The sequence below is a fragment of the Paenarthrobacter sp. R1 genome (assembly GCF_030264015.1).
Lineage (GTDB): Bacteria > Actinomycetota > Actinomycetes > Actinomycetales > Micrococcaceae > Arthrobacter > Arthrobacter ureafaciens.
Map to the genome: position 1 here is coordinate 2,242,440 of NZ_CP127115.1, position 18,709 is coordinate 2,261,148.

19 protein-coding genes are annotated in these 18,709 nt (G+C 62.6%); 5 read left to right on the plus strand and 14 right to left on the minus strand.

Features of this window, described 5'->3' with window-relative positions:
• Positions 1–18: 18 nt before the first annotated feature.
• Both QN084_RS10875 and QN084_RS10880 read right to left on the minus strand, forming a co-directional pair.
• Positions 19–897, minus strand: coding sequence for a glycosyltransferase family 2 protein (locus tag QN084_RS10875; RefSeq protein WP_062094359.1), 879 nt, complete (start codon positions 895–897; stop codon positions 19–21).
• A 207-nt stretch (positions 898–1,104) separates the two neighbouring features.
• A complete protein-coding gene (locus tag QN084_RS10880; protein ID WP_021473177.1) occupies positions 1,105–2,058 on the minus strand; it encodes a hypothetical protein in 954 nt (317 codons plus the stop codon).
• A gap of 155 nt (positions 2,059–2,213) precedes the next feature.
• Here QN084_RS10880 and QN084_RS10885 point away from each other — a divergent pair, with 155 nt between their 5' ends.
• The gene (locus tag QN084_RS10885; protein ID WP_062094361.1) at positions 2,214–2,756 is read left to right on the plus strand and encodes a peptidylprolyl isomerase; all 543 of its coding nucleotides are present in this window, start codon (positions 2,214–2,216) and stop codon (positions 2,754–2,756) included.
• A 6-nt stretch (positions 2,757–2,762) separates the two neighbouring features.
• The gene (locus tag QN084_RS10890) at positions 2,763–3,614 is read left to right on the plus strand and encodes a rhomboid family intramembrane serine protease (protein ID WP_069696593.1); all 852 of its coding nucleotides are present in this window, start codon (positions 2,763–2,765) and stop codon (positions 3,612–3,614) included.
• 53 nt (positions 3,615–3,667) lie between these two features.
• Here the strand turns inward: QN084_RS10890 and QN084_RS10895 are convergent, their stop codons facing one another.
• The 7 genes from QN084_RS10895 to QN084_RS10925 all read right to left on the minus strand — a co-directional run bounded on the left by QN084_RS10895 (position 3,668) and on the right by QN084_RS10925 (position 8,421).
• Complete coding sequence (locus tag QN084_RS10895; RefSeq protein WP_069696594.1) at positions 3,668–4,309, minus strand: GyrI-like domain-containing protein; 642 nt, start codon at positions 4,307–4,309, stop codon at positions 3,668–3,670.
• A gap of 743 nt (positions 4,310–5,052) precedes the next feature.
• Positions 5,053–5,655, minus strand: coding sequence for a DNA-3-methyladenine glycosylase I (locus tag QN084_RS10900; protein WP_069696595.1), 603 nt, complete (start codon positions 5,653–5,655; stop codon positions 5,053–5,055).
• Positions 5,656–5,727: 72 nt separating this feature from the next.
• The gene (locus QN084_RS10905; RefSeq protein ID WP_069696596.1) at positions 5,728–6,444 is read right to left on the minus strand and encodes an alpha-ketoglutarate-dependent dioxygenase AlkB family protein; all 717 of its coding nucleotides are present in this window, start codon (positions 6,442–6,444) and stop codon (positions 5,728–5,730) included.
• Positions 6,441–7,067 carry a methylated-DNA--[protein]-cysteine S-methyltransferase gene (locus QN084_RS10910; RefSeq protein ID WP_062094378.1) on the minus strand — a complete coding sequence of 209 codons (627 nt, stop codon included), beginning with the start codon at positions 7,065–7,067 and terminating at the stop codon, positions 6,441–6,443. The genes QN084_RS10905 and QN084_RS10910 overlap by 4 nt, the downstream gene beginning before the upstream one ends.
• Positions 7,064–7,603: an RNA polymerase sigma factor gene (locus tag QN084_RS10915; RefSeq protein ID WP_062094380.1), complete on the minus strand. Its 540-nt coding sequence runs from the start codon at positions 7,601–7,603 to the stop codon at positions 7,064–7,066. Before QN084_RS10915 ends, QN084_RS10910 begins: the two co-directional genes overlap by 4 nt.
• Positions 7,603–8,112: a methylated-DNA--[protein]-cysteine S-methyltransferase gene (locus tag QN084_RS10920; protein WP_069696597.1), complete on the minus strand. Its 510-nt coding sequence runs from the start codon at positions 8,110–8,112 to the stop codon at positions 7,603–7,605. The genes QN084_RS10915 and QN084_RS10920 overlap by 1 nt, the downstream gene beginning before the upstream one ends.
• A 54-nt stretch (positions 8,113–8,166) precedes the next feature.
• Positions 8,167–8,421 carry a cell division protein CrgA gene (locus tag QN084_RS10925; protein ID WP_021473186.1) on the minus strand — a complete coding sequence of 85 codons (255 nt, stop codon included), beginning with the start codon at positions 8,419–8,421 and terminating at the stop codon, positions 8,167–8,169.
• Positions 8,422–8,684: 263 nt separating this feature from the next.
• Here QN084_RS10925 and QN084_RS10930 point away from each other — a divergent pair, with 263 nt between their 5' ends.
• The 3 genes from QN084_RS10930 to QN084_RS10940 are packed head-to-tail and all read left to right on the plus strand — an operon-like array spanning position 8,685 to position 10,216.
• Positions 8,685–9,404, plus strand: coding sequence for a class E sortase (locus tag QN084_RS10930; RefSeq protein ID WP_170828592.1), 720 nt, complete (start codon positions 8,685–8,687; stop codon positions 9,402–9,404).
• Between the two features lie 3 nt (positions 9,405–9,407).
• Positions 9,408–9,578 carry a hypothetical protein gene (locus tag QN084_RS10935; protein WP_021473188.1) on the plus strand — a complete coding sequence of 57 codons (171 nt, stop codon included), beginning with the start codon at positions 9,408–9,410 and terminating at the stop codon, positions 9,576–9,578.
• A complete protein-coding gene (locus tag QN084_RS10940) occupies positions 9,575–10,216 on the plus strand; it encodes an aminodeoxychorismate/anthranilate synthase component II (protein ID WP_021473189.1) in 642 nt (213 codons plus the stop codon). Before QN084_RS10935 ends, QN084_RS10940 begins: the two co-directional genes overlap by 4 nt.
• 101 nt (positions 10,217–10,317) lie before the next feature.
• On the opposite strand, the gene pknB is transcribed toward QN084_RS10940, so the two are convergent.
• Genes pknB through QN084_RS10965 form a run of 5 tightly spaced genes read right to left on the minus strand, consistent with a single transcriptional unit; the run spans position 10,318 to position 18,709 of the window.
• The gene (gene pknB, locus QN084_RS10945; RefSeq protein ID WP_062094386.1) at positions 10,318–12,249 is read right to left on the minus strand and encodes a Stk1 family PASTA domain-containing Ser/Thr kinase; all 1,932 of its coding nucleotides are present in this window, start codon (positions 12,247–12,249) and stop codon (positions 10,318–10,320) included.
• Positions 12,250–12,259: 10 nt separating this feature from the next.
• Positions 12,260–14,107 carry a protein kinase domain-containing protein gene (locus tag QN084_RS10950; RefSeq protein WP_069696599.1) on the minus strand — a complete coding sequence of 616 codons (1,848 nt, stop codon included), beginning with the start codon at positions 14,105–14,107 and terminating at the stop codon, positions 12,260–12,262.
• Positions 14,104–15,561, minus strand: coding sequence for a penicillin-binding transpeptidase domain-containing protein (locus QN084_RS10955; RefSeq protein WP_069696600.1), 1,458 nt, complete (start codon positions 15,559–15,561; stop codon positions 14,104–14,106). Before QN084_RS10955 ends, QN084_RS10950 begins: the two co-directional genes overlap by 4 nt.
• Positions 15,558–16,988, minus strand: coding sequence for an FtsW/RodA/SpoVE family cell cycle protein (locus QN084_RS10960; protein ID WP_062094391.1), 1,431 nt, complete (start codon positions 16,986–16,988; stop codon positions 15,558–15,560). The genes QN084_RS10955 and QN084_RS10960 overlap by 4 nt, the downstream gene beginning before the upstream one ends.
• A complete protein-coding gene (locus QN084_RS10965; protein WP_069696601.1) occupies positions 16,985–18,709 on the minus strand; it encodes a PP2C family serine/threonine-protein phosphatase in 1,725 nt (574 codons plus the stop codon). The genes QN084_RS10960 and QN084_RS10965 overlap by 4 nt, the downstream gene beginning before the upstream one ends.

Genomic DNA, 18,709 nt, shown 5'->3' on the forward strand with positions numbered 1-18,709 from the left:
GTCGTACTTGACGCGGTGTCAGAGACCGCCGCGGCGGACGCCGCCGGAAACCGCGTTGGCAGCGTGGATTGCCCGGAGGAGCTTAGCCGGGAAGTACACGGAGAAGAACACCACCATCGGCGCCTTCAGTGCCATCTTCTTGACGTTGTGGGCCTTGTAGGTGCGGTCAAAGCGCGTCACGTAGTAGCGATAATCCCGGGGCGAGTCCTCAAGCCGGCGGGCTGACATTCCAGACACCATCTGGGGCCAGTACTGGATCCGGAGGTCGTGTTCGGCGAGGTGCAGTGAGAGATCGATGTCCTCATGCATTTCGTCCTTCTCATCCAGGCAGGCTTCATCCCTGATGGTTTCCCACGCCGAACGGCGAAGCGCCATGTTGGAGCCGAACAGGAAGTGGTACTGGTGCTTCGCCAGGCGCAGCATGAGCTGGCGCATCTTGTCGTCTGCCTTAAGGCCGAAACGGCGCATAGGCATGTCGTAGTACACCACCGGACCCGTTGCTGCCTGAACGGTGGGATCAGCGAAGGCCTTCTGGACCTGCTCCACCCAGTCAGGTTCCAGGACCGAGTCGGCATCGATCCTGCCGATGATGTCGCCGGTGGCGCTATTGAGGCCGTAGTTCCGCGTGGGAATGAGGCCTTGGACGTCCGCTTGCTTCAGCAGGATGATCGGGCTCTCCGGATATTCCTGCTGCATCCGGCGAACAATCTTTGCCGTTCGGTCCTTGGACAGGTTGTCCACCACGATGATTTCCTTCGCAGGAACAGACTGATAAATGGCCGCGATGAGGCACTGGCGTATGACGCTTTCCTCGTTGTACGCCGGGATGACAATTGAAACGCCCGGAGGTTCCGCGCGCTCCTTAAGTTCACCCTCGAAGGGTCTATCAGCTGACATCATTTCAAATCTAGCACCCGGCCACGGAGCCCCAGCGGACTGTTCGGTGTGGGAAGGCCGCTTGACGGGAATTCAGGGCCGGGAAGTTGCCTCGGCCGGGACCTTGCCTGGCGCCGGGACCTTGCCTGGCCTGGAAAACAATGAAGGGACCCCGGCTAACCGGGGTCCCTTCATGGTTTGCTGATCGAACGCCGCCGATGGCTTGAACTAGAGAGCGGAATCCTTGGAGTCCGTGCCCTTGTCCTCATCCTTGTGGGTGGCGGCAGCAATGTTCTTCACTGCCGTCTTTGCGTCCGTGGCGACGTTGGAGGCGTTGTCCTCGGTCTTCGCGAACGCGTCCTTGGTGGCCTGCTCTACTTCTGCCTTGGCTTCTTCCGGGGTGAGGTCGGAAGTTTTGGACTCAGCCGGGGCCGCAGCTGCTGCAGTTGCGGAGGCTGCTGCGTCCGCAGGAACCGGAGCGGGGGTCGGCGTTACCGGGGAAGGTGTCTTCCACGGGTCCTCCACCGGCTTGGCGGCCTTCCACGCAGCGACGCCGGCGGCAACCGCGGCGGCAATGACCGTGACAACCAACCAGCCGCGCTTCTTGGGCTTCTGCTGGGTAGCCAGCTGCTTGCTGACTGCCTTGCTGGTCTGTTCCGCCACAGCCTTGATCTGCTTGCTGGTGGCCTGCGCCTGTTCCTGGACGCCATGGACGACGCCGGACTCAACCAGGCGCTGGGCGACTGCATCGACCTGTGCCGGTGCATTCTCCAGAACATGGTGGACCGCAACCGATGCGTGGCCCAGCTGTTCGGAAAGCTTGGGCAAGTACTCTTCCACTACCTTGTCCCGGGCAACGCCGAGGGCAGGCGTGGCGCGGTTGAGCGTCTCCTGAATCTTGGGCGTTGCATCCTCAACAGCGTCGTGGATCTTGGGAGCCAGCTGGGCCAGCCCGTCCTGGATCCGCGGCGTGACCTTCTCCACGCCGTCGGCGAGGTTGTGTGCGGCCGACTTCAGTCCCTCCTGGATCTTGGGGGAAGCAGTGTCAATGCCGTGCTGGATTCGCGGAACAGCCCAGTTGACAGCTGCCTCTACACGTGGCGCTGCCCAGTCGCGGGCGTTATCCACGCTGGCCACAACTGTGTGTTCAAGGTCGCGGGCAATACGGTCTGATTTCTTCACAACTACCTCCCGATACACATGCTCGTTTGTTGCTAGCCTACGTGCCCCAAACTTCATGGGCTATTCATCGTCAAGATTCTTGCCCGATTTCACCGAGCGCGGAACCGGCTTCACGGCCAGTGGCGGCGTTGACCCTGCATGAAAGAATGGGACGCATGACCATTGCAACAGCAAAAGCCACAATTCACACGAGCCTGGGCGACATCAAGGTTGACCTTTTCGGCAACCACGCCCCCAAGACCGTTGCCAACTTCATTGGCCTGGCCACTGGCGAAAAGTCCTGGACCCACCCGGAGACCGGCGAGGACAAGACCGGCACACCGCTTTACAACGGCACCATCTTCCACCGGATCATCAAGGACTTCATGATCCAGGGCGGCGATCCCCTCGGCCGCGGCGTGGGCGGACCCGGCTACAAGTTCGACGACGAAATCCACCCCGAGCTGACCTTCAACGCTCCGTACAAGCTGGCCATGGCCAACGCGGGCGTCCAGATGGGCAAGGGCACCAACGGTTCCCAGTTCTTCATCACCACGGTGAACACCGACTGGCTGTTCGGCAAGCACAGCATCTTCGGCGAGGTCACCGACGAGGAGTCCCGCAAGGTTGTTGACGCAATCGAGGGCGTACGCACCGGCATGGGCGACCGTCCTGTTGAAGACGTCGTCATCAACAGCATCGACATCGAACAGCTCTAGTCCTTCATGAGCTACGGAATTCCGTCGGCCGAGCCGTCCGCTGACATCCCGGTGTGCCCCAGGCACCCGGACCGGCCTTCATACGTACGGTGCCAGCGTTGCGGGCGCCCTGCGTGTCCGGAGTGCCAGCGGGCGGCCGCCGTCGGGTTCCAATGCGTTGACTGCGTCAACGAACAAAAGCGTACGACGCCGGCCTACCGGGCCCCTTACGGCGGCGCGTTGGCCGTCGGCAAGCCCTTGGTGACGTACGCGATCATCGCACTATGCGTACTGGTTTACGTTCTGCAGTGGCTGCTGCCCGGCGAGGCTGTCTACCAGCAGTTCGCTTTTGCCAACGTTTTTGCAGACCGTGAGCCATGGAGGATGCTGACGGCGGCGTTCCTCCACTCCCAAAGTTTCCTTCTCCACATCGTGTTGAACATGTACACCTTGTGGATCTTCGGACAAGCCCTTGAGCCGTTGCTCGGGCGGGTCCGGTTCCTGGCCGTTTACTTGCTGTCCGCCGTGGGCGGTTCCATTGGATTCCTGCTCCTCACCCCGGACCGCCCCGTCATAGGCGTGGTGGGTGCCTCGGGGGCGATCTTCGGTCTCTTCGGGGCAATGTTGGTGGTCCAAAGGCACCGCGGTGGGGAAACCCGCCAGCTGTGGGTCTTGATAGCCATCAATGGAGCAATCGGTTTCTTCGTCCAGGGCATTGCCTGGCAGGCGCACCTCGGCGGATTGATCACGGGCGGCCTTGCGGCCGCTGCCATCGCCTATGCCCCCCGCGGTAAGAACCAAGGGCTGCTCCAAGCGGGAGGCTTGGTCCTGGTGGGGGCGCTGCTGGCAATCGTCACCTGGTTCAGGATCAGCGCCTAAGTACAGTTCTTTCCTTCTGCGACTCTTTCCTTCTGCGACTGGGTCCAAGCCCATCAGGCATCGCTTGCTTCCACTACGGGCTGCCGCAGGATTGTCTTGAGCTTCTCCGGAGCAGTCCGCCTCGCGTCGGACAGATAAATCTCGTGATGTTTCCCTGTGGGCCGAAGACGGTGCGAAGGGATGAAGTCCTTGTGCATCTCTTCCAGAACCGGGCCCTCTGCGTCGTACGGGCCTGTGTGCAGGGTCTGGACGCATAGTCCCTCATTCAACGAGGCCAGCCGCAGCGACTCCAATGCCGGCGCTCCACCCTTGCTCCGTACGGCCTCCACTACAGCGTCTACGTGCCCCGGGGTGATCCAGTCAGGCGTCATGATCATCATGGTCCAGTCCCAACGGGACTTATCCCGTCCCGTGGTGAAGCTGGCCATGTCCTCAGACCACCACAGACCTTCCAGCGGCATCACGCCGTAGTCCCGGCCGAGTTCCTGCTTGCTGAAGAACTTCAGCTTGTACGCGACCGGATACAGCGTTTCCAAGGCATCCCTGTAAGCCTGGGCGGTGTTGGGATCGCCGTGGCCGTCGATCATGAGGAATTGCAGCTCCGGTACCTTGACCAATGCGAACGTTCCTGCCGTGGCCTTGTAGCTTGTGATCTCCTTCTTGAAGTCGACCTTGGTCTTGGACTGTGTGCCCACCGCTCCTCCTCGATGCAGGTCATCCCCGCTCCGGCGTTATCCACAGATGTTATCCACACTGTGACTAACTTACATACGTGTAGTTAGGACGCTAAAGGCCAGCCGGCACGTGAAATGGGGCAGATATCCCCCGTTTGGCATGTGTTGATCCACATCTGTGGATAACTTTGTCCCCTGCAGGAGGCTGTTTGTGGACAAGAGAAGCCCTGAGGGCAGGGGTGTGGAAAAAGCTGTTAATCCGCCTGTTAACAAGCGCCTATCAACAGAGTTATCAACACTGTTAATAACTTACAGTCGTGTAGTTTCGGAGCTCCTGCGGGCGCTGAAGCCTGCCATGACAAGGGTTTCCGCCGCTATACCCACAACTTTTCCCCATCTGTGGATAACTCGTGAGCGGCTCGTTGTTGTTAAGTGGGTAACTCTGTGAGGACGTCTTTCAGGTGCCTGTTCGAACGTCGGCGAACAAGCACAAGCTCGGGTGGATGAACTTTGACCGAATGAACCTGCAATATCCACAGCCTCGTACACAGTGGGTAAAACCCGGTTGCTACTGCCGGGTAGCCCGGAGAACGCACCAGTCCGGGGCTTTTGGCGCCAGTTCCGTGGATGTCCACAGAAGTTATCCACGGCTGTGGATAAAGTTACGCACTTTCTGTGGAAGGCAAGCACGCCGTCAGGCACTGCGGTGGGCCTTGGCGGAGTTCTCCAAAGCCCGCGGAGCTAGTTCGAAGGCTGAGGAGCGCTCAGTTCCAGACGCCCGAGGAGCCGCGTCGATGGCTGTCCACCAAGTGGGTGTCGATGATTCCCACAGCTTCCATGAGGGCGTACATGGTGGTGGGGCCAACGAAAGCGAAGCCCTTCTTCCGGAGCGCTTTGGACAGCGCTATGGACTCGGGCGACGTCGTGGGAATGTCCGCGAGGGTTTTGGGAGCGGGCGTCTTGTCGGGCTTAAATGACCAGACAAAGTCAACCAGCCCACCTTCCTCACGGAGGGCAATGGTGGCTTTGGCGTTGGTGATCGTTGCACGTATCTTGAGGCGGTTCCGTACGATGCCCGCATCCAGCATCAACCGCTCCACATCAGCCTCGGTAAAGGTGGCCACGCTCTCCGGATGGAAATCAAGGAAGGCTTCCCTGAACGCTTCCCTCTTTCGGAGGATGGTGGCCCAGGACAGCCCGGCTTGGAAGCCTTCCAGGCTGATGCGTTCATATAGCCCCTGCTCGTCCCGGACAGGCATTCCCCATTCATGGTCGTAGTAAGCCTGCATCAAGGGATCCGAAGCTGCCCACGCAGGCCGTGCCAGGCCGTCCCCGCCAATGACCGTGCCGTTCTCCGCGGGATTCATTCGTAGCTCCTTTTGGCTAAGTGTGGAAAACCCTGCATTGGATTTCCCCGTTGGGGATATTGTGCCCGCGGGCTACGACATCCCGGTGACGCGCATGGTGATGTTGATGCGGCCGTGGGAAAGACCGCAATCCGAGGGTGCCGTGCCGGGGTGGACCTTGGGGATGCCGTGGTAGGCAAACCGCGATGGCCCGCCGAACACAAACAGGTCGCCCGACCGCAACTGCACGTCCTCGTAGGGTTTGGTACGGGTCCGGGTGTTTCCGAACCGAAATACGCAGGAGTCGCCAATGCTGATGGACACCACAGGCGCACTGGACCGTTCGTCCTTGTCCTGATGCATCCCCATGGCCGCGCCATCGCCGTAGAAGTTCACCAGTGCAGCGTCCGGTGCGTAGCCGTCGGCCAGGCCGCTCAGGGAGGCGTCCTGGACCAACTCCGGTGCATATGCCTCTGAGACTGCCTTCTTGCCCAACCGAACCATCCAGTCGGGGAAATCGAGGACAGGGCGGCCATTGACGTCTGTTGCTTCCCGCGTGTACTTGTACGGCTGCCAGTGCCAGCCCAGGCATACGGTCTTGACGGACATCTGCTGGCCGCCCGGCAACGTGGCCGCACGCAGCGGCACCGGACCCTGTGTCCACTCCCCAAACCGGGCCACGATCCAGCGCTGTTGCTCATCGGTGAGCCAACCGGGAACGTGCACTGCGCCGGGTGCGACCAGACGCGGGCCGGAGTGGCTCCCCTGCGGTTGGACGAGCTCGACCGGGAACAGGGCGTCCTCGGTCATGCCGCGGCCTCCAAGGTCAGGAGAGTTCGTTTCGCTTCCGTGCCGCCGAGATACCCTCCGTAGGTTCCATCGGTCCGGACCACCCGGTGACATGGCACGATGACCGGCAGAGGGTTGGTGGCGCAGGCTGTGCCCACCGCCCGGACTGCGTTGGGGCTGCCCGCTGCCCTGGCCACCTGCGAGTAGCTCTCCGTGGTTCCATAGGCAATGTGCGGCAGATGATGGAGGACGTCCAGGCGGAAGCCGCGCGAGAGGCTGAAATCCAAGGGGAGGTTGAACGTCCGGCGCTGGCCGCTGAAGTATTCATCGAGTTGGCGGGCGGCTTCGTCCAGCAGCCCGGGGGCCTCAAGGATTCGTGGGCTGACGGTGTTGGAAAGCTGTTGAAGTACTGACGCGTGGTCTTCGAGTTGGAAAGCTACCCGGAGCATGCCCCGTGCAGTAGCGGCCAAGAGGAGCCTTCCGACCGGTGACTCCACCACCCGGTAGGCGATATCCAGGGAGTGGTCTTCCCACGCCGCACGGGCCAAGCGGGCACGAAGGGCTACCAGTGAAGCTTCCAGCCCGGAGTCCAAGGACTTCAACATGGTGCCCACATCGCCGGGTTCCTGTTCCACGGAGGTCATCCGGGTACTCCTCTCAAAGCAGTCGGCAATAGAACGGTGGGTGAAGGCCGGCCGAGCGCAGCCCGGAGAGCTTTGACGCCGTCCGCTGCTGCCCGGCGGGCAGCGTCCGGAGTTACGCCCACAAGGGCCGCAACATCCTTGTAAGGAAGCCCGACAAGATAGTGGTAGGCGATCGCCTGACGTTGCTTCGGCGGCAGCTGACCGACGGCGTCGAGTAGTTCCACCTGCCCCTCATCCGGCACACCCAGGCTCGAGGGCACATCGGGCGTTTGCTGTACCGGCACCGGCCTCCGAACCGACGCGCGCAGGATGTCGATGCATTTCCGATGGGCAATGGTCACAAGCCATGCCTCCGTATTGGCATCTGCCGGCAGGTCTCCATAGGCCTTCAGTGCTGACAGGAAAGTCTCGGACCAAGCATCCTCGCCGTCGTGAATGCCAACAATGGCCCGGCACACGCGCAGGACCGTGGCGCCGTGTTCCTGCACCACGGTTTCGAACGGTCTCTTTGGGGGTGCCGGGGGAATTGGTCCCATCAGAAGAGCTTGCTCTCTTTGACAGCCGCAGGCTCCTCCAATTCCAAAAGGAATCTCTTATTGTCCAAGCCGCCCGCGTAACCAGTGAGGCGGCCCGTGCTTCCCACCACGCGGTGGCACGGAACAATGATGCTGAGCGGATTGCGTCCCACTGCGGAGCCCACCGCCTGGGCAAGGTGGGGATCGCCGAGTTCGGTTGCCAGTTGCCCGTAGGTGACCGTTTCCCCGTAGGGGATCAACTGCAGGCGATGCCAGACTTTTTCCTGGAGCTGGTTTCCCCGCACTTTGAAGGGCACCTCGAAGTGTGTTCGGTTCCCGCCCAAGTACTCGGCCAATTCGGCTTCCGCCCGTGAGAAAACGGGATCCCCGCCAGCGGCCAATGAGCCGAAGTAATCCGCAGGCGGCAGGTGCCAATGGCCCTCGTAGAAAATGCCCGTGAGGAACTGCCCGCTGGCAGTCAGCGTCAACTGCCCCAGCGGGGAGTCCATGGTGGTGTGCCTGGTGCTCATACCCTGTAGACGTTCACGGGCAGGAAAACGTGAGGTGGGACTTTCCCGGCGGCGTCAGGACCGCCAGCGAGTGGTCATCAGAAAGCCCACGATTGCGATGCCGAAGCCGGCCACGATGTTCCACGAAGCCCAGTCCCGTACCGGGAACTGACCTTCGGTGATGTAGAACGTGATGATCCACAGCAGGCCGAGGATCATCAGGCCGAACATCACCGGCTTGAACCACACGGGGTTCGGCTTGTACTGCTGCGCTGCGGAAGTCTGCTGCTCCTGACGGGCAGGCCGCTTGCGGGGCTTGGACTCGGGCACGGATCCTCCTTGGCTGATGCAACTAAACCCGTAACGGCATGCCTTGGTATCCTGCAGGAAGGAAAATTCCAGCGGTCAACGGCCACGCGGCATTCCGGGGTGGTACTAGCTGTCAAGTCTAGCCGCAACCAAGGGGCCGCCCGCGCCGCCCGCGCCCCCTGAAACGAGGAGATCCCGTGGCGCACCAGCAGTCGTCAACCACTGCTGTAGCGCCCCCTGCCCAGGACCTGCGAAAGAGACCACCGCGCCGGAAGACCGGACCGATGGACGTTATCCGCAAGATCATCCAAATTCTGGGCGAGCTCCTGATCACCGCAGGAATCGTCCTGCTTCTCTTCGTTGCCTGGGAGCTGTGGTGGACCAACGTCGAGGCAGACGCCAAGCAGTCAGAGGCGGTAAAGAGCTTCGCCCAGGAACTCTCCGGTCCCGTGGAGCCGGCGCCCGCCCCTGCTGACTACGGCCCTCCGGTGGTTTCAGCAGCCCCGGGGTACGGTCAAACAATCGGCATCATGTACATCCCGCGCTTCGGTCCGGGTTACACGCGCCCCATCATCGAGGGAACCGGTTCCGATGTTTTGGACACGCTGGGCCTGGGTCACTACGGAAGCACCAGTATGCCCGGTGCTGTGGGGAACTTTGCGGTGGCAGGCCACCGCCAGACCCACGGAGCCGTCCTGGACAGCATCCACACCCTGGTGCCCGGGGACAAGGTCTACGTCCAGACCAAGGAGGGCTACTACACCTACGTGTTCCGCAATAACCAGATCGTCCTCCCGAGCCAAACCGACGTGCTGCTGCCCGTGCCCACCCAGCCGAAGGCCACTCCCACGGAAAGCTTCCTGACCATGACCAGCTGCAATCCCCGCTTCGGGTCCCAGGAACGGATTATTGCCTACTCCATCCTGGACAGTTGGCAGCCCTCCTCAGCCGGCCCGCCGTCGGAAATTGCCGCTCAAGTAGCCCAGGCCCAAGGAAAGGGGTAACCGGTGTACGCATGGATATTCCGCAATCTTCCGGGCCCCTTGTGGGTCCGGATCCTGACATCAGTGGTACTCGTGGCGGTAGCCGTGATCCTGATGATCGAGTTCCTGTTCCCCTGGGTTTCCCAGTTCACCACCTTGACCGACTCAACGATTGGTTCAGTGCAGCAGCCATGAGCACAGCAAAAATCCTGGTCGTGGATAACTACGACAGCTTCGTTTACACCCTTGTTGGATACCTTCAGGAGCTCGGGGCCGAGACAACGGTCGTCCGGAACGACGACGTAACCCTTGCCGAAGCGAAGGAGCTCGCCGCAGCGCGCGACGGCGTCCTGATCTCACCGGGCCCGGGCACGCCGGCGGAAGCCGGCGTGTGCATCGACCTCATCAAGTGGTGCGGCGAGAATGGCAAGCCCATGTTCGGCGTGTGCCTCGGCCATCAGGCACTTGCGGAAGCATACGGCGGAGTCGTCACGCACGCCCCGGAGCTTATGCACGGCAAGACGTCACCGGTCCGGCACGACGGCAAGAGCGTCTTCGCGGGCCTGCCCTCCCCCGTCACCGCAACGCGCTACCATTCGCTTGCCGCGGTGCGTGATTCCATTCCCGACGTCCTGGAGATCACTGCCGAGACCACCAACGGTGTAGTGATGGGCCTGCAGCACAAGACGGCACCTCTGTGCGGAGTCCAGTTCCACCCGGAATCCGTGCTCACCGAGGGCGGCTACCAGATGCTCGGCAACTGGCTCGAGTCCCTGGGAATGCACGGCGCAGCCGAACGCGCGGCCAAACTGAGCCCGCTGATCCAGCACTAGGAAGCCGCTCTGCTGAGGGCTGGAGGCATCCTCTGCGTGCTGCTCCTTCGTCGCTTTGACGCAGGCTGCCGGATGCCCCCAGCCCTCAGGCATGCCTGAAACTAGTCCTTCTTGGTGGGAGTCGGCTTCGGCTTGTCCGTTTCCGTGGGTTTGGGGGTCGGTGTCGGCTCCGGGGCGGGCGCCTTGGCCAGCGTTACCGTGATGGTCTTCCCCTGTTCCACTTCGGTGTTGGCGGCATCGCTCTGGGCCGTTACCTTGCCCGGTTCAACCTGTGTATTCTCCTGTTCGACGACGGCCATCAGCAGGCCGTTTTCCTTCAGGAGAGCCTCCGCCTCGGCTTGGGTGAGGCCTGCGAGCTGGGGCATCAGGACGCGTCCGGAAGACACCTGCAGCTCAACGTTGGAGCCGGCTGCAATGGGTGCGCCCGGAGCCGGTCCTGTGGTGATCACCAGGCCGAAGGGCACCGTGGGGCTGTGCGTCCGGACGGTGGAAATGGCGCCGGTAATGCCCAGGCGCTTCAGGTAGTCGCGGGCATCGGGTTCTGTCCGCCCGGCTATGTCCTTGGGGATGGTGACCGAGCTGGGCCCGCTGGATATGTTGAGCACCACTTCGGCGTTCTGTTCCAGCATTGCCCCCGCATCCGGGGACGTGCCTATTGCCATGTCCTTCGCCACGGTGTCGCTCGCTACCCGCGTGGTCTTGGGAACCAACTTGGCACCATACAGCTCTTGGAGAGCCTGTGATTCGGACATATTGGCCACCGCAGGTACGGCAACTTTGGCAGGTGCCGGCGGCGCCGCGTTCACCACGCTGTAGATCCAGAACCCGGCCCCGGCGAGGACCAGGATGGTGAAGATTGCCAAGGTTGCCGCCCAGGCACGACGGCGGGACTTCTGCCGCGCGGTACGCTCGCGTTCCGGCGGGAGGCCAAGAGGAAGGTCGTCATCCGCCTGCCTGAGGGCATAGCCCTGTGGCTCCGCGTAGTCGGCGTGCTCGGGATCGTCATTGATCTGGTCGACGTTGAGGAATCCGACGGCGGTGGCGCTGAGCAGCTGTGTGGAGGGATTGTCGTCGTCCACGAGGTCGTTGGGGTCCGTGGGTGCCTCGCTGGCCGGAACGGCAGGTACGGGGACGCCGTTGCTGGCCGCCCTCAAGGCACGGCGGAAGGCAGCGGCATCCTGGAACCGGTCGTCGCGGTTTTTCTGCAGGGCCTTGGCCAGGACGGAGTCCAATGCCTCGGACACGTCGGGGTTGTGGATGCTGGCCTTGTCCGGGGTTTCCCGAACATGCTGGTACGCGACGGAGACGGGACTGTCACCAACGAACGGCGGCCTGCCGGTCAACAATTCGTAGAGCAGGCAGCCGGCCGAGTAGAGGTCGCTCCGCGCATCGACTGTTTCGCCGCGGGCCTGCTCCGGGGAAAGGTACTGGGCAGTGCCCACAACGGCCTGGGTTTGGGTCATGGTCGCGGAAGAATCAGCCATTGCCCTGGCGATGCCGAAGTCCATGACCTTGACCTCGCCCGTATCGGCGCAGACCATCACGTTGGCAGGCTTGATGTCGCGGTGGACGATCCCCGCTCTGTGGCTGTATTCCAAGGCCGACAGGACTCCCAAGGTGTAGCCGATGGAGCCCTCGACCGTCAGTTCCTTGGCCTTGATCATGTCCCGCAGGGTGCGTCCTGCCACGAATTCCATGACGATGTAGGGAACCCGCACGTCCTCGCCGGGTCCGCCCGGGATGGAGTATTCACCTGTATCGAAGATGGCCACAATGGAGGCGTGGTTCAGGGCAGCGACTGCCTGGGCTTCGCGCTTGAACCTGGCCTGGAACTGGGGGTCCCGGGCGAGGTCGGCGCGCAGTACCTTCACCGCTATGGTCCGTCCCAGCAGGGTGTCCGTCCCGCGGTAGACATCAGCCATCCCGCCACGACCGATCAGCTCACCCAGCTCATAGCGGCCGTTGAGGATGCGTTGCTCAGACACAGATGTGCCCTCCTCCCGGTGTGCAGGACCCTGCCGTGACGATGTCATCAAGGACTACTTAGTTGCTCGGGCGGCCGCTGGGGCTGCCGCTGGAGGTTGACGGACTGGTGGGCACAACGGACCGGGAGAGGAAGTACGTGACGGTGGAGCCTTCCTCAACTTCGGTTCCGACGGCAGGTGATGACCTGACGAAGGTGTTCGGTGCCTGGCCGACGGCACCGTTGACGGGATCTCCCGGAATCCAGCGGAGGCCGGCGCCTTCGAGGGTGGCCCGCACCTGCGCCTCACTGGCACCCGGAGCGATGTTCGGAACCTGGACGGTGGCGGGCTTCTCGGGTCCCTTGGAGTACTTGACGGTGATGGTGGTGCCGGGGTCAACAGGACCGCTCGGGTTCACCTCAACAACAATCCCGACGGCGGCGGTGTCGTCGAAGACCTCCTGGCCGTTGACGCCAAGGCCGAGGCCCCGAAGAGCCGCGCTGGCCGTTTCAAACGGCTGGCCCAGGTACTCTTCCGGAATGACGTTGACCTTCTGGGGTGTGGTCTGGGTCGGCGAGGGCGCCTGGGAGGTTTGCGTGGGTGTGGGCGTTGCCGAAGTTGACGACGGCGTCGACGTCCGGCTGGGGCTGGACGATGTGGATTCACTCGGAGAAGGGCTCGGTGAAAAGAACCCGGACTGTGAAATCAGGAATCCAACCAAGGCGAAGAGAACCAGCAGGATCAAAGCCACCAAAGGCCAGGTCCAGGGACTGCGTTTCTTGCGGTCGGGCTCAGCGTCGTCGTAATTGTCGTCGTCGCTGTAGATCACTTCTTCGTCATTGAGCTGACGCTCTGCCTCCAACGCATTGGCCCGGGCCAAGGCGTTGTCCGATGACGCTGCGGAAGCGCCTGCGGCGCCTGCAGCAGCCCCGGCGGCAGCTGCGCCGACCACCGGAAGTGCGGAAGTCGCCGTCGTCGATTGCTCTTTTCCGAATGGTGAGGCGACGACGCCGGTGGGTGCCGTGGCGGTGTTGACGGGTGCGGTGAGGGGACCGGTTGAGTCCTCGAAGAGGAGCATGCCGGGCACCGCGGCGTGGGCGGTGGCGATGTCTCCGTTACGGATCGCTTCCGCGGCTTCGGCCAGTTTGATGGCGTTGGCGGGACGGTTCTTGGGGTCCTTGGCCAGCATGGACATCAAGAGTGCGCGCACGGGCGTCGGCAGCGTCTCCGGAAGCGGCGGTGGAGCGTCGTTGACCTGTGCAAGGGCGATCGCAATCTGGGATTCGCCGGAGAACGGCCGGTGCCCGGTGAGGCACTCGTAACCGATGACGCCCAGGGAGTAAATATCCGAGGAACCCGTGGCGGTCTGCCCCGTGGCCTGCTCCGGAGCCAGATACTGGGCGGTGCCCATGACCTGTCCGGTCTGCGTCAGCGGCACTTGGTCGGCCAAGCGTGCGATGCCGAAGTCCGTGACCTTGACCCGGTTGTCCGGGGTGATCAGGAGGTTGCCCGGCTTGATGTCGCGGTGCACCAGGCCTTGTGCGTGTGCCACCGCCAGGGCGCGTGCCGTCTGGGAAATGATGGAAAGCGTCATGTCCGGAGACAGCACCTGCTCGCGCTCCAGGATGGCGCTCAGCGGGTGGCCGGGGACGAGTTCCATGACCAGGTACGCCGAACCGGCCTCCTCGCCGTAATCGAAGACGTTGGCGATGCCGATGTGGTTGAGGAGCGCGGTGTGCCGTGCTTCAGCGCGGAAACGCTGGAGGAACCCGGGGTCGCCCGTGTATTCCTCCTTGAGCACCTTAATGGCAACGATCCGGCCCAGAATCTGGTCCTTGGCCTTCCAGACCTCGCCCATGCCGCCAATCGCAATGCGACTGGTCAGCTGGAACCTGCCGCCGAGTGTGATTCCCGAAGTAGGCCTCACTTATTCAACACCGCCTCAAAAATCTTCTTTGCGTTCGGACTGGTTAGCTTTGAGCCGCTGAGCACATCCACACCTTCCATGACGATGGTGACGGCCACTTGCGGGTCGTTCGCCGGGGCAAACCCGGTGAACCATGAATTGTTCAGGCCTGAATCACCGAGTTCGGCGGTGCCGGTCTTACCGGCCACCTTGACTCCCGGGACGGACGCGCCGTTGGCGATGCCGTTGTCCACGGCGCTGGTCATCCATTCGGTGATCTGGCTGGCGATGGGTTCAGTGGTGCTCTTGCGGAGGGTTTCGGGGTTGGTTTCACTGATGACGCGAAGGTCCGGCGCCCTGACGGTCTTCACCAGGCTGGGCTTCATCTGCGTTCCGCCGTTGGCGATGGCCGCAGTCATGAGGTTGATCTGCAACGGCGTAGCCTTCACGTCGCGCTGTCCCACCGAGGACTGGGCAAGCTGGGCCTGGTCAAGGTCCTTGGGGAAGACGCTCGGGGCCATCTGGAGCTTGAGCTGATCGCCGAAGTTGTCACCAAATCCGAACTTCTCAGCCTGCTCCCTGATGGCATCCTGGCCGAGGTCCAGGGCGATGCTGGCAAAAGGCGTGTTGCAGGACTGCTCAAGGGCGAAAGAGAACGACGCCGTCTCCCGGACGTTGCAGTTACCGCCGGCATAGTTGGGGAGGCTTGCGCTGGACCCCGGAAGCGGAAGGCTGGCCGGATTCGGCAGTTCGCTGTCCTTGTTGTACTTGCCCGAGTTCAGCGCTGCTGCGGTGTCGACGAGCTTGAAGACCGATCCCGGCGACAGCAGGTTGCCCGTGGGGCCGCTGACGTTCTGGTTCAGGTTGATGCCGGGAATCTGGTTCAGCTCGGTGTAGTTGGCCTGTGCTGCCTTGGTGTCATGAGTGGCGATGAGGTTGGGATCGTAGGAAGGCTTGGACACCATCGCCAGGATCGCTCCGGTCTTGGGGTTCGTCACCACAATGGACCCGCGCTGGCCGTCAGGGATGAGGTCGTATGCGAGCTTTTGGATGTCCGGATCAAGGGTCAACTCAACGGACGCGCCCTTGGGCTCGTTGCCAAGGAACATTTGGCTGACGCGGTCCAGGAAGAGCTGGTCCGAGTTGCCGGCCAAGGTGTCGCCCATTGACTGTTCCAGGCCGGTGGAGCCAAATCCCTTGGAGAAGTACCCGGTGATACCGGCATAGAGTTCCGGCTCCGTGTACTTCCGCTGGAAGGCACAGGATTCCGTCCCTGGCACCGACTCGGCAATGGGCTTCCCGTCCACGATGATGGCGCCGCGGTCGTTGCAGAAGGACGCCAGGATGGCACGCTGGTTCCACGGGTTGGCGTTGAGCTCGTCAGCGCCGATGACCTGCACGTAGCTGATGGCACCGAAGATCAGCGCGAACATGGCGACGGCAGCCATCCATGAACTCCTAATAGCCTGGTTCATTGCTGCTTCACCGCCTCTGTTGGTGCGCTGGGTGTCTGTCCGGTGGCCGGCCTGCGTGCGGCCGGAGTGCTGCTGGTTGCTGGAGGTTTAGTGACCATGGGGGTGGTATCCACAGGGCCACGCGCCGTGTTGGAGATCATCAGCAGCAGGCCGACAATGATCCAGTTGGCCAGCAGCGAGGATCCGCCGGCGGCAAGGAACGGCGTGGTGAGGCCCGTGAGCGGAATGAGCCGGGTAACGCCGCCGATCACCACGAAGCACTGCAGGGCGATGGCGAACGACAGTCCGCAGGCCAACAGCTTTCCGAAGGCATCCCTGGTTCCGAGGGCAGCGCGGAAACCGCGCGTGAACAGCAGGAGATAAAGCATCACCACGGCAAACAAGCCGATGAGTCCCAGTTCTTCGCCAATCAGCGCAACGATCATGTCGCTGTTGGCAAAGGGGACCAGGTCCGGCCTGCCTTGGCCGAGGCCGGTGCCCACCAGGCCGCCGTCGGCCATGCCGAACAGGCCCTGCACGATCTGGCCGCTGCCGCCGGGAGAACGTCCGAAGACTTCCGGGGTGAAGGCATTGATCCAGCTGTCGATGCGGAAAGCTACGTGGGCGAAGATCCGCGAGGCGATGAAGCCGCCGCCGAGTATGAGGGTGACACCAATGACCACCCATGAGATTCGGCTCGTGGCCACGTAGATCATCACGATGAACAAGCCGAAGAAGAGGATGGAGGAGCCAAGATCGCGCTGGAAGACCAGGACGCCGATGCTCACCAGCCACGCGGTGATCATGGGGCCAAGATCCTTGAAACGCGGGAACTGCATGGGGCCGATCTTCCGGCCGGCCAACAGGATGAGGTCGCGGTTGGAGGATAGATACCCTGCGAAGAATATAGCGAGGGTGATCTTTGCGATTTCGCCCGGCTGGAAGGTCATGGGCCCTACCCGGATCCACACCCTTGCACCAAGGATTTCTCCGGCGGAGATGCCGGGAATCAGGGGAAGGAGCAGCAGGAACGCGCTCACTGCCAATGAAATGTAGGTGAAGCGACGCAGGATCCGGTGGTCTTTGAGGAACCAGATCACCGCGATAGCGACCGCCATGGCGATCAGGGTCCATCGGAGCTGGTTGTTTCCCGTGTCGTCGCCGGGGGCATCCATGCGGTGGATGAGGGCCAGGCCCAAACCGTTGAGTGCAACGACAATTGGAAGTATTACTGGGTCGGCATATTTAGCCCGGAGCCTCAGGACCACGTGGAAGGCGAAGGCAGCTACAGCCAGAAGACTCGACTGGAACCAAAAGTCGTTGTCCAGGCCGGATTCAGAGTTGATGCTGACCAGGGCGCTGGCACCGATACCCACCGCCAAAGCCAGGACGATGAGAACCAGCTCAACGTTCCGGCGGGGCTTGGGGGTGATGTCTGTTTGGCTCATTTTGCCGCCTCACATGGAGTCGGGACGGGCGAGGGCGTTGGGGTGGCAATTGCTGCCGTGCTGGGGACAGGGACGCTTGCAGTCGGCGAAGGCGTGGCCGTGGCAGAAGGAGAAGGACTGGGGCAGTTGGCCGAGGCGCTGCCGAAGTTCTTCAAGTTCTCCACGATGCGCTGGGCATCGTCCAGATCGCCCGCAGGTACGGTCTGGCGCACGCTCTGCTGGCCGTACTCGGGCAGCGAGTCAACGCGCAGGTCCGTGACGGCTTCAAGGCGGGAGAGCTGGATGGGTCCCAAACGTTGGGAAATGCCATTGAAGATGGCCACGCGCTGGTCGAACTCCCCCACGTAGTAGCGGGTTTGGGTCCAGGCGTATCCCAGCCAAAGACCCACCACAACGCCCAGGACTACCACCGCAGCGACGGCCGGGATGAGCCAGCGGAAGCGGCGACGGGGCGGTTCCGGCAGTTCCAGGCGGTCCTGCTCCGCTTTGTGGGTCAGGACGGTTGCTGCCCGACGGGCTACCGTACGGCCAGCGACAGTTGGAATGGAGCCGGTCTCGGCCGCAGTAGCAGCTGCGCCCACGAGCAGGTGCGGGCGGCTGGCCAGTTCCTCCCGAAGGACTTCGGCCGAAAGGTGCTCGCCGAGATTGGGGTCGGTGGTGGCAGGAGGTTCCTTGGAGTCCTCTGTGGCTTCCGCGGTTTCCGTAGCATCGGGCTTCGTTGAGGGGCTGGTCCGGTCAGGCTGCTCTTCTGCCGACCCCGGAGTCCCCGAACTGAAGGAGGAACCGGCACCGGCGGTCTTCGCGACGGAAGGCTCTTTTTCCTGCTTCTTGGAAGCCGCGGACTCCTCGGCGTCCTCCGCCGATTTGCTGGCTGTAACGGCGTCCGGTTCGTCCCGCGGGGTGGCCCCGGCGGCCGGGACGATGTCCACGGCGGCCGTTGCGACGTCGTCGTCCGTTTCTTCCGCGATCTCGAGCATCACCACGGTGACGTTGTCCGGTGCTCCGGCCTCGAGAGTGAGGTCAACGAGGGTTTCCACGCATTCGCGGAGGTCCTTGATCTCCCGGACCATCCGCTCAACGACGTGGCCGGCCACGTAGTTCAGGCCGTCGGAGCAGAGCAGCCAGCGCTCACCGGGCTCGACGTCGAGGACATCAAGGTCCAGTTCGGGGCTGGCATCGACGTCACCGAGGACGCGCATGAGCACGTTCTTGTGCGGGTGGGTTTCCGCTTCTTCCGGGCGCAGCCTGCCTTCGTCAATGAGGCGCTGAACGAACGTGTGGTCGATGCTGATTTGTTCGAACTTCTTATTGCGGAGCCGGTACGCGCGGGAGTCGCCGATGTGCGCAAAGTGCAGCTTGCGTCCCTCGAGGAGGAGCGCAGTGACCGTCGTGCCCATGCCTGACAGTTTGGGATTCTGGTGCACCAGCTCGGACAACAGCGAGTTGGCGGTCTGGATCTCGTCCGCGAGGACGGTATCGGCGCCGTCCTGGTAATCGTCGTGGTCCAGGTGGATCATGTCCAGCACCGTAGACGCAGAGGCGACGTCGCCTCCCGCGTGACCGCCCATGCCATCGGCAACCACGGCAAGATGACGCCCCACGTAGGCGGAGTCGTCATTTTTGGAGCGGATCCGTCCGACGTCGGAACGCGCGGCGTAACGCATGATGAGGGGGCGCTCCGCCGGTGTTTCGTTGCCTTCGGTGGTCTCGGTAGAGGCCAT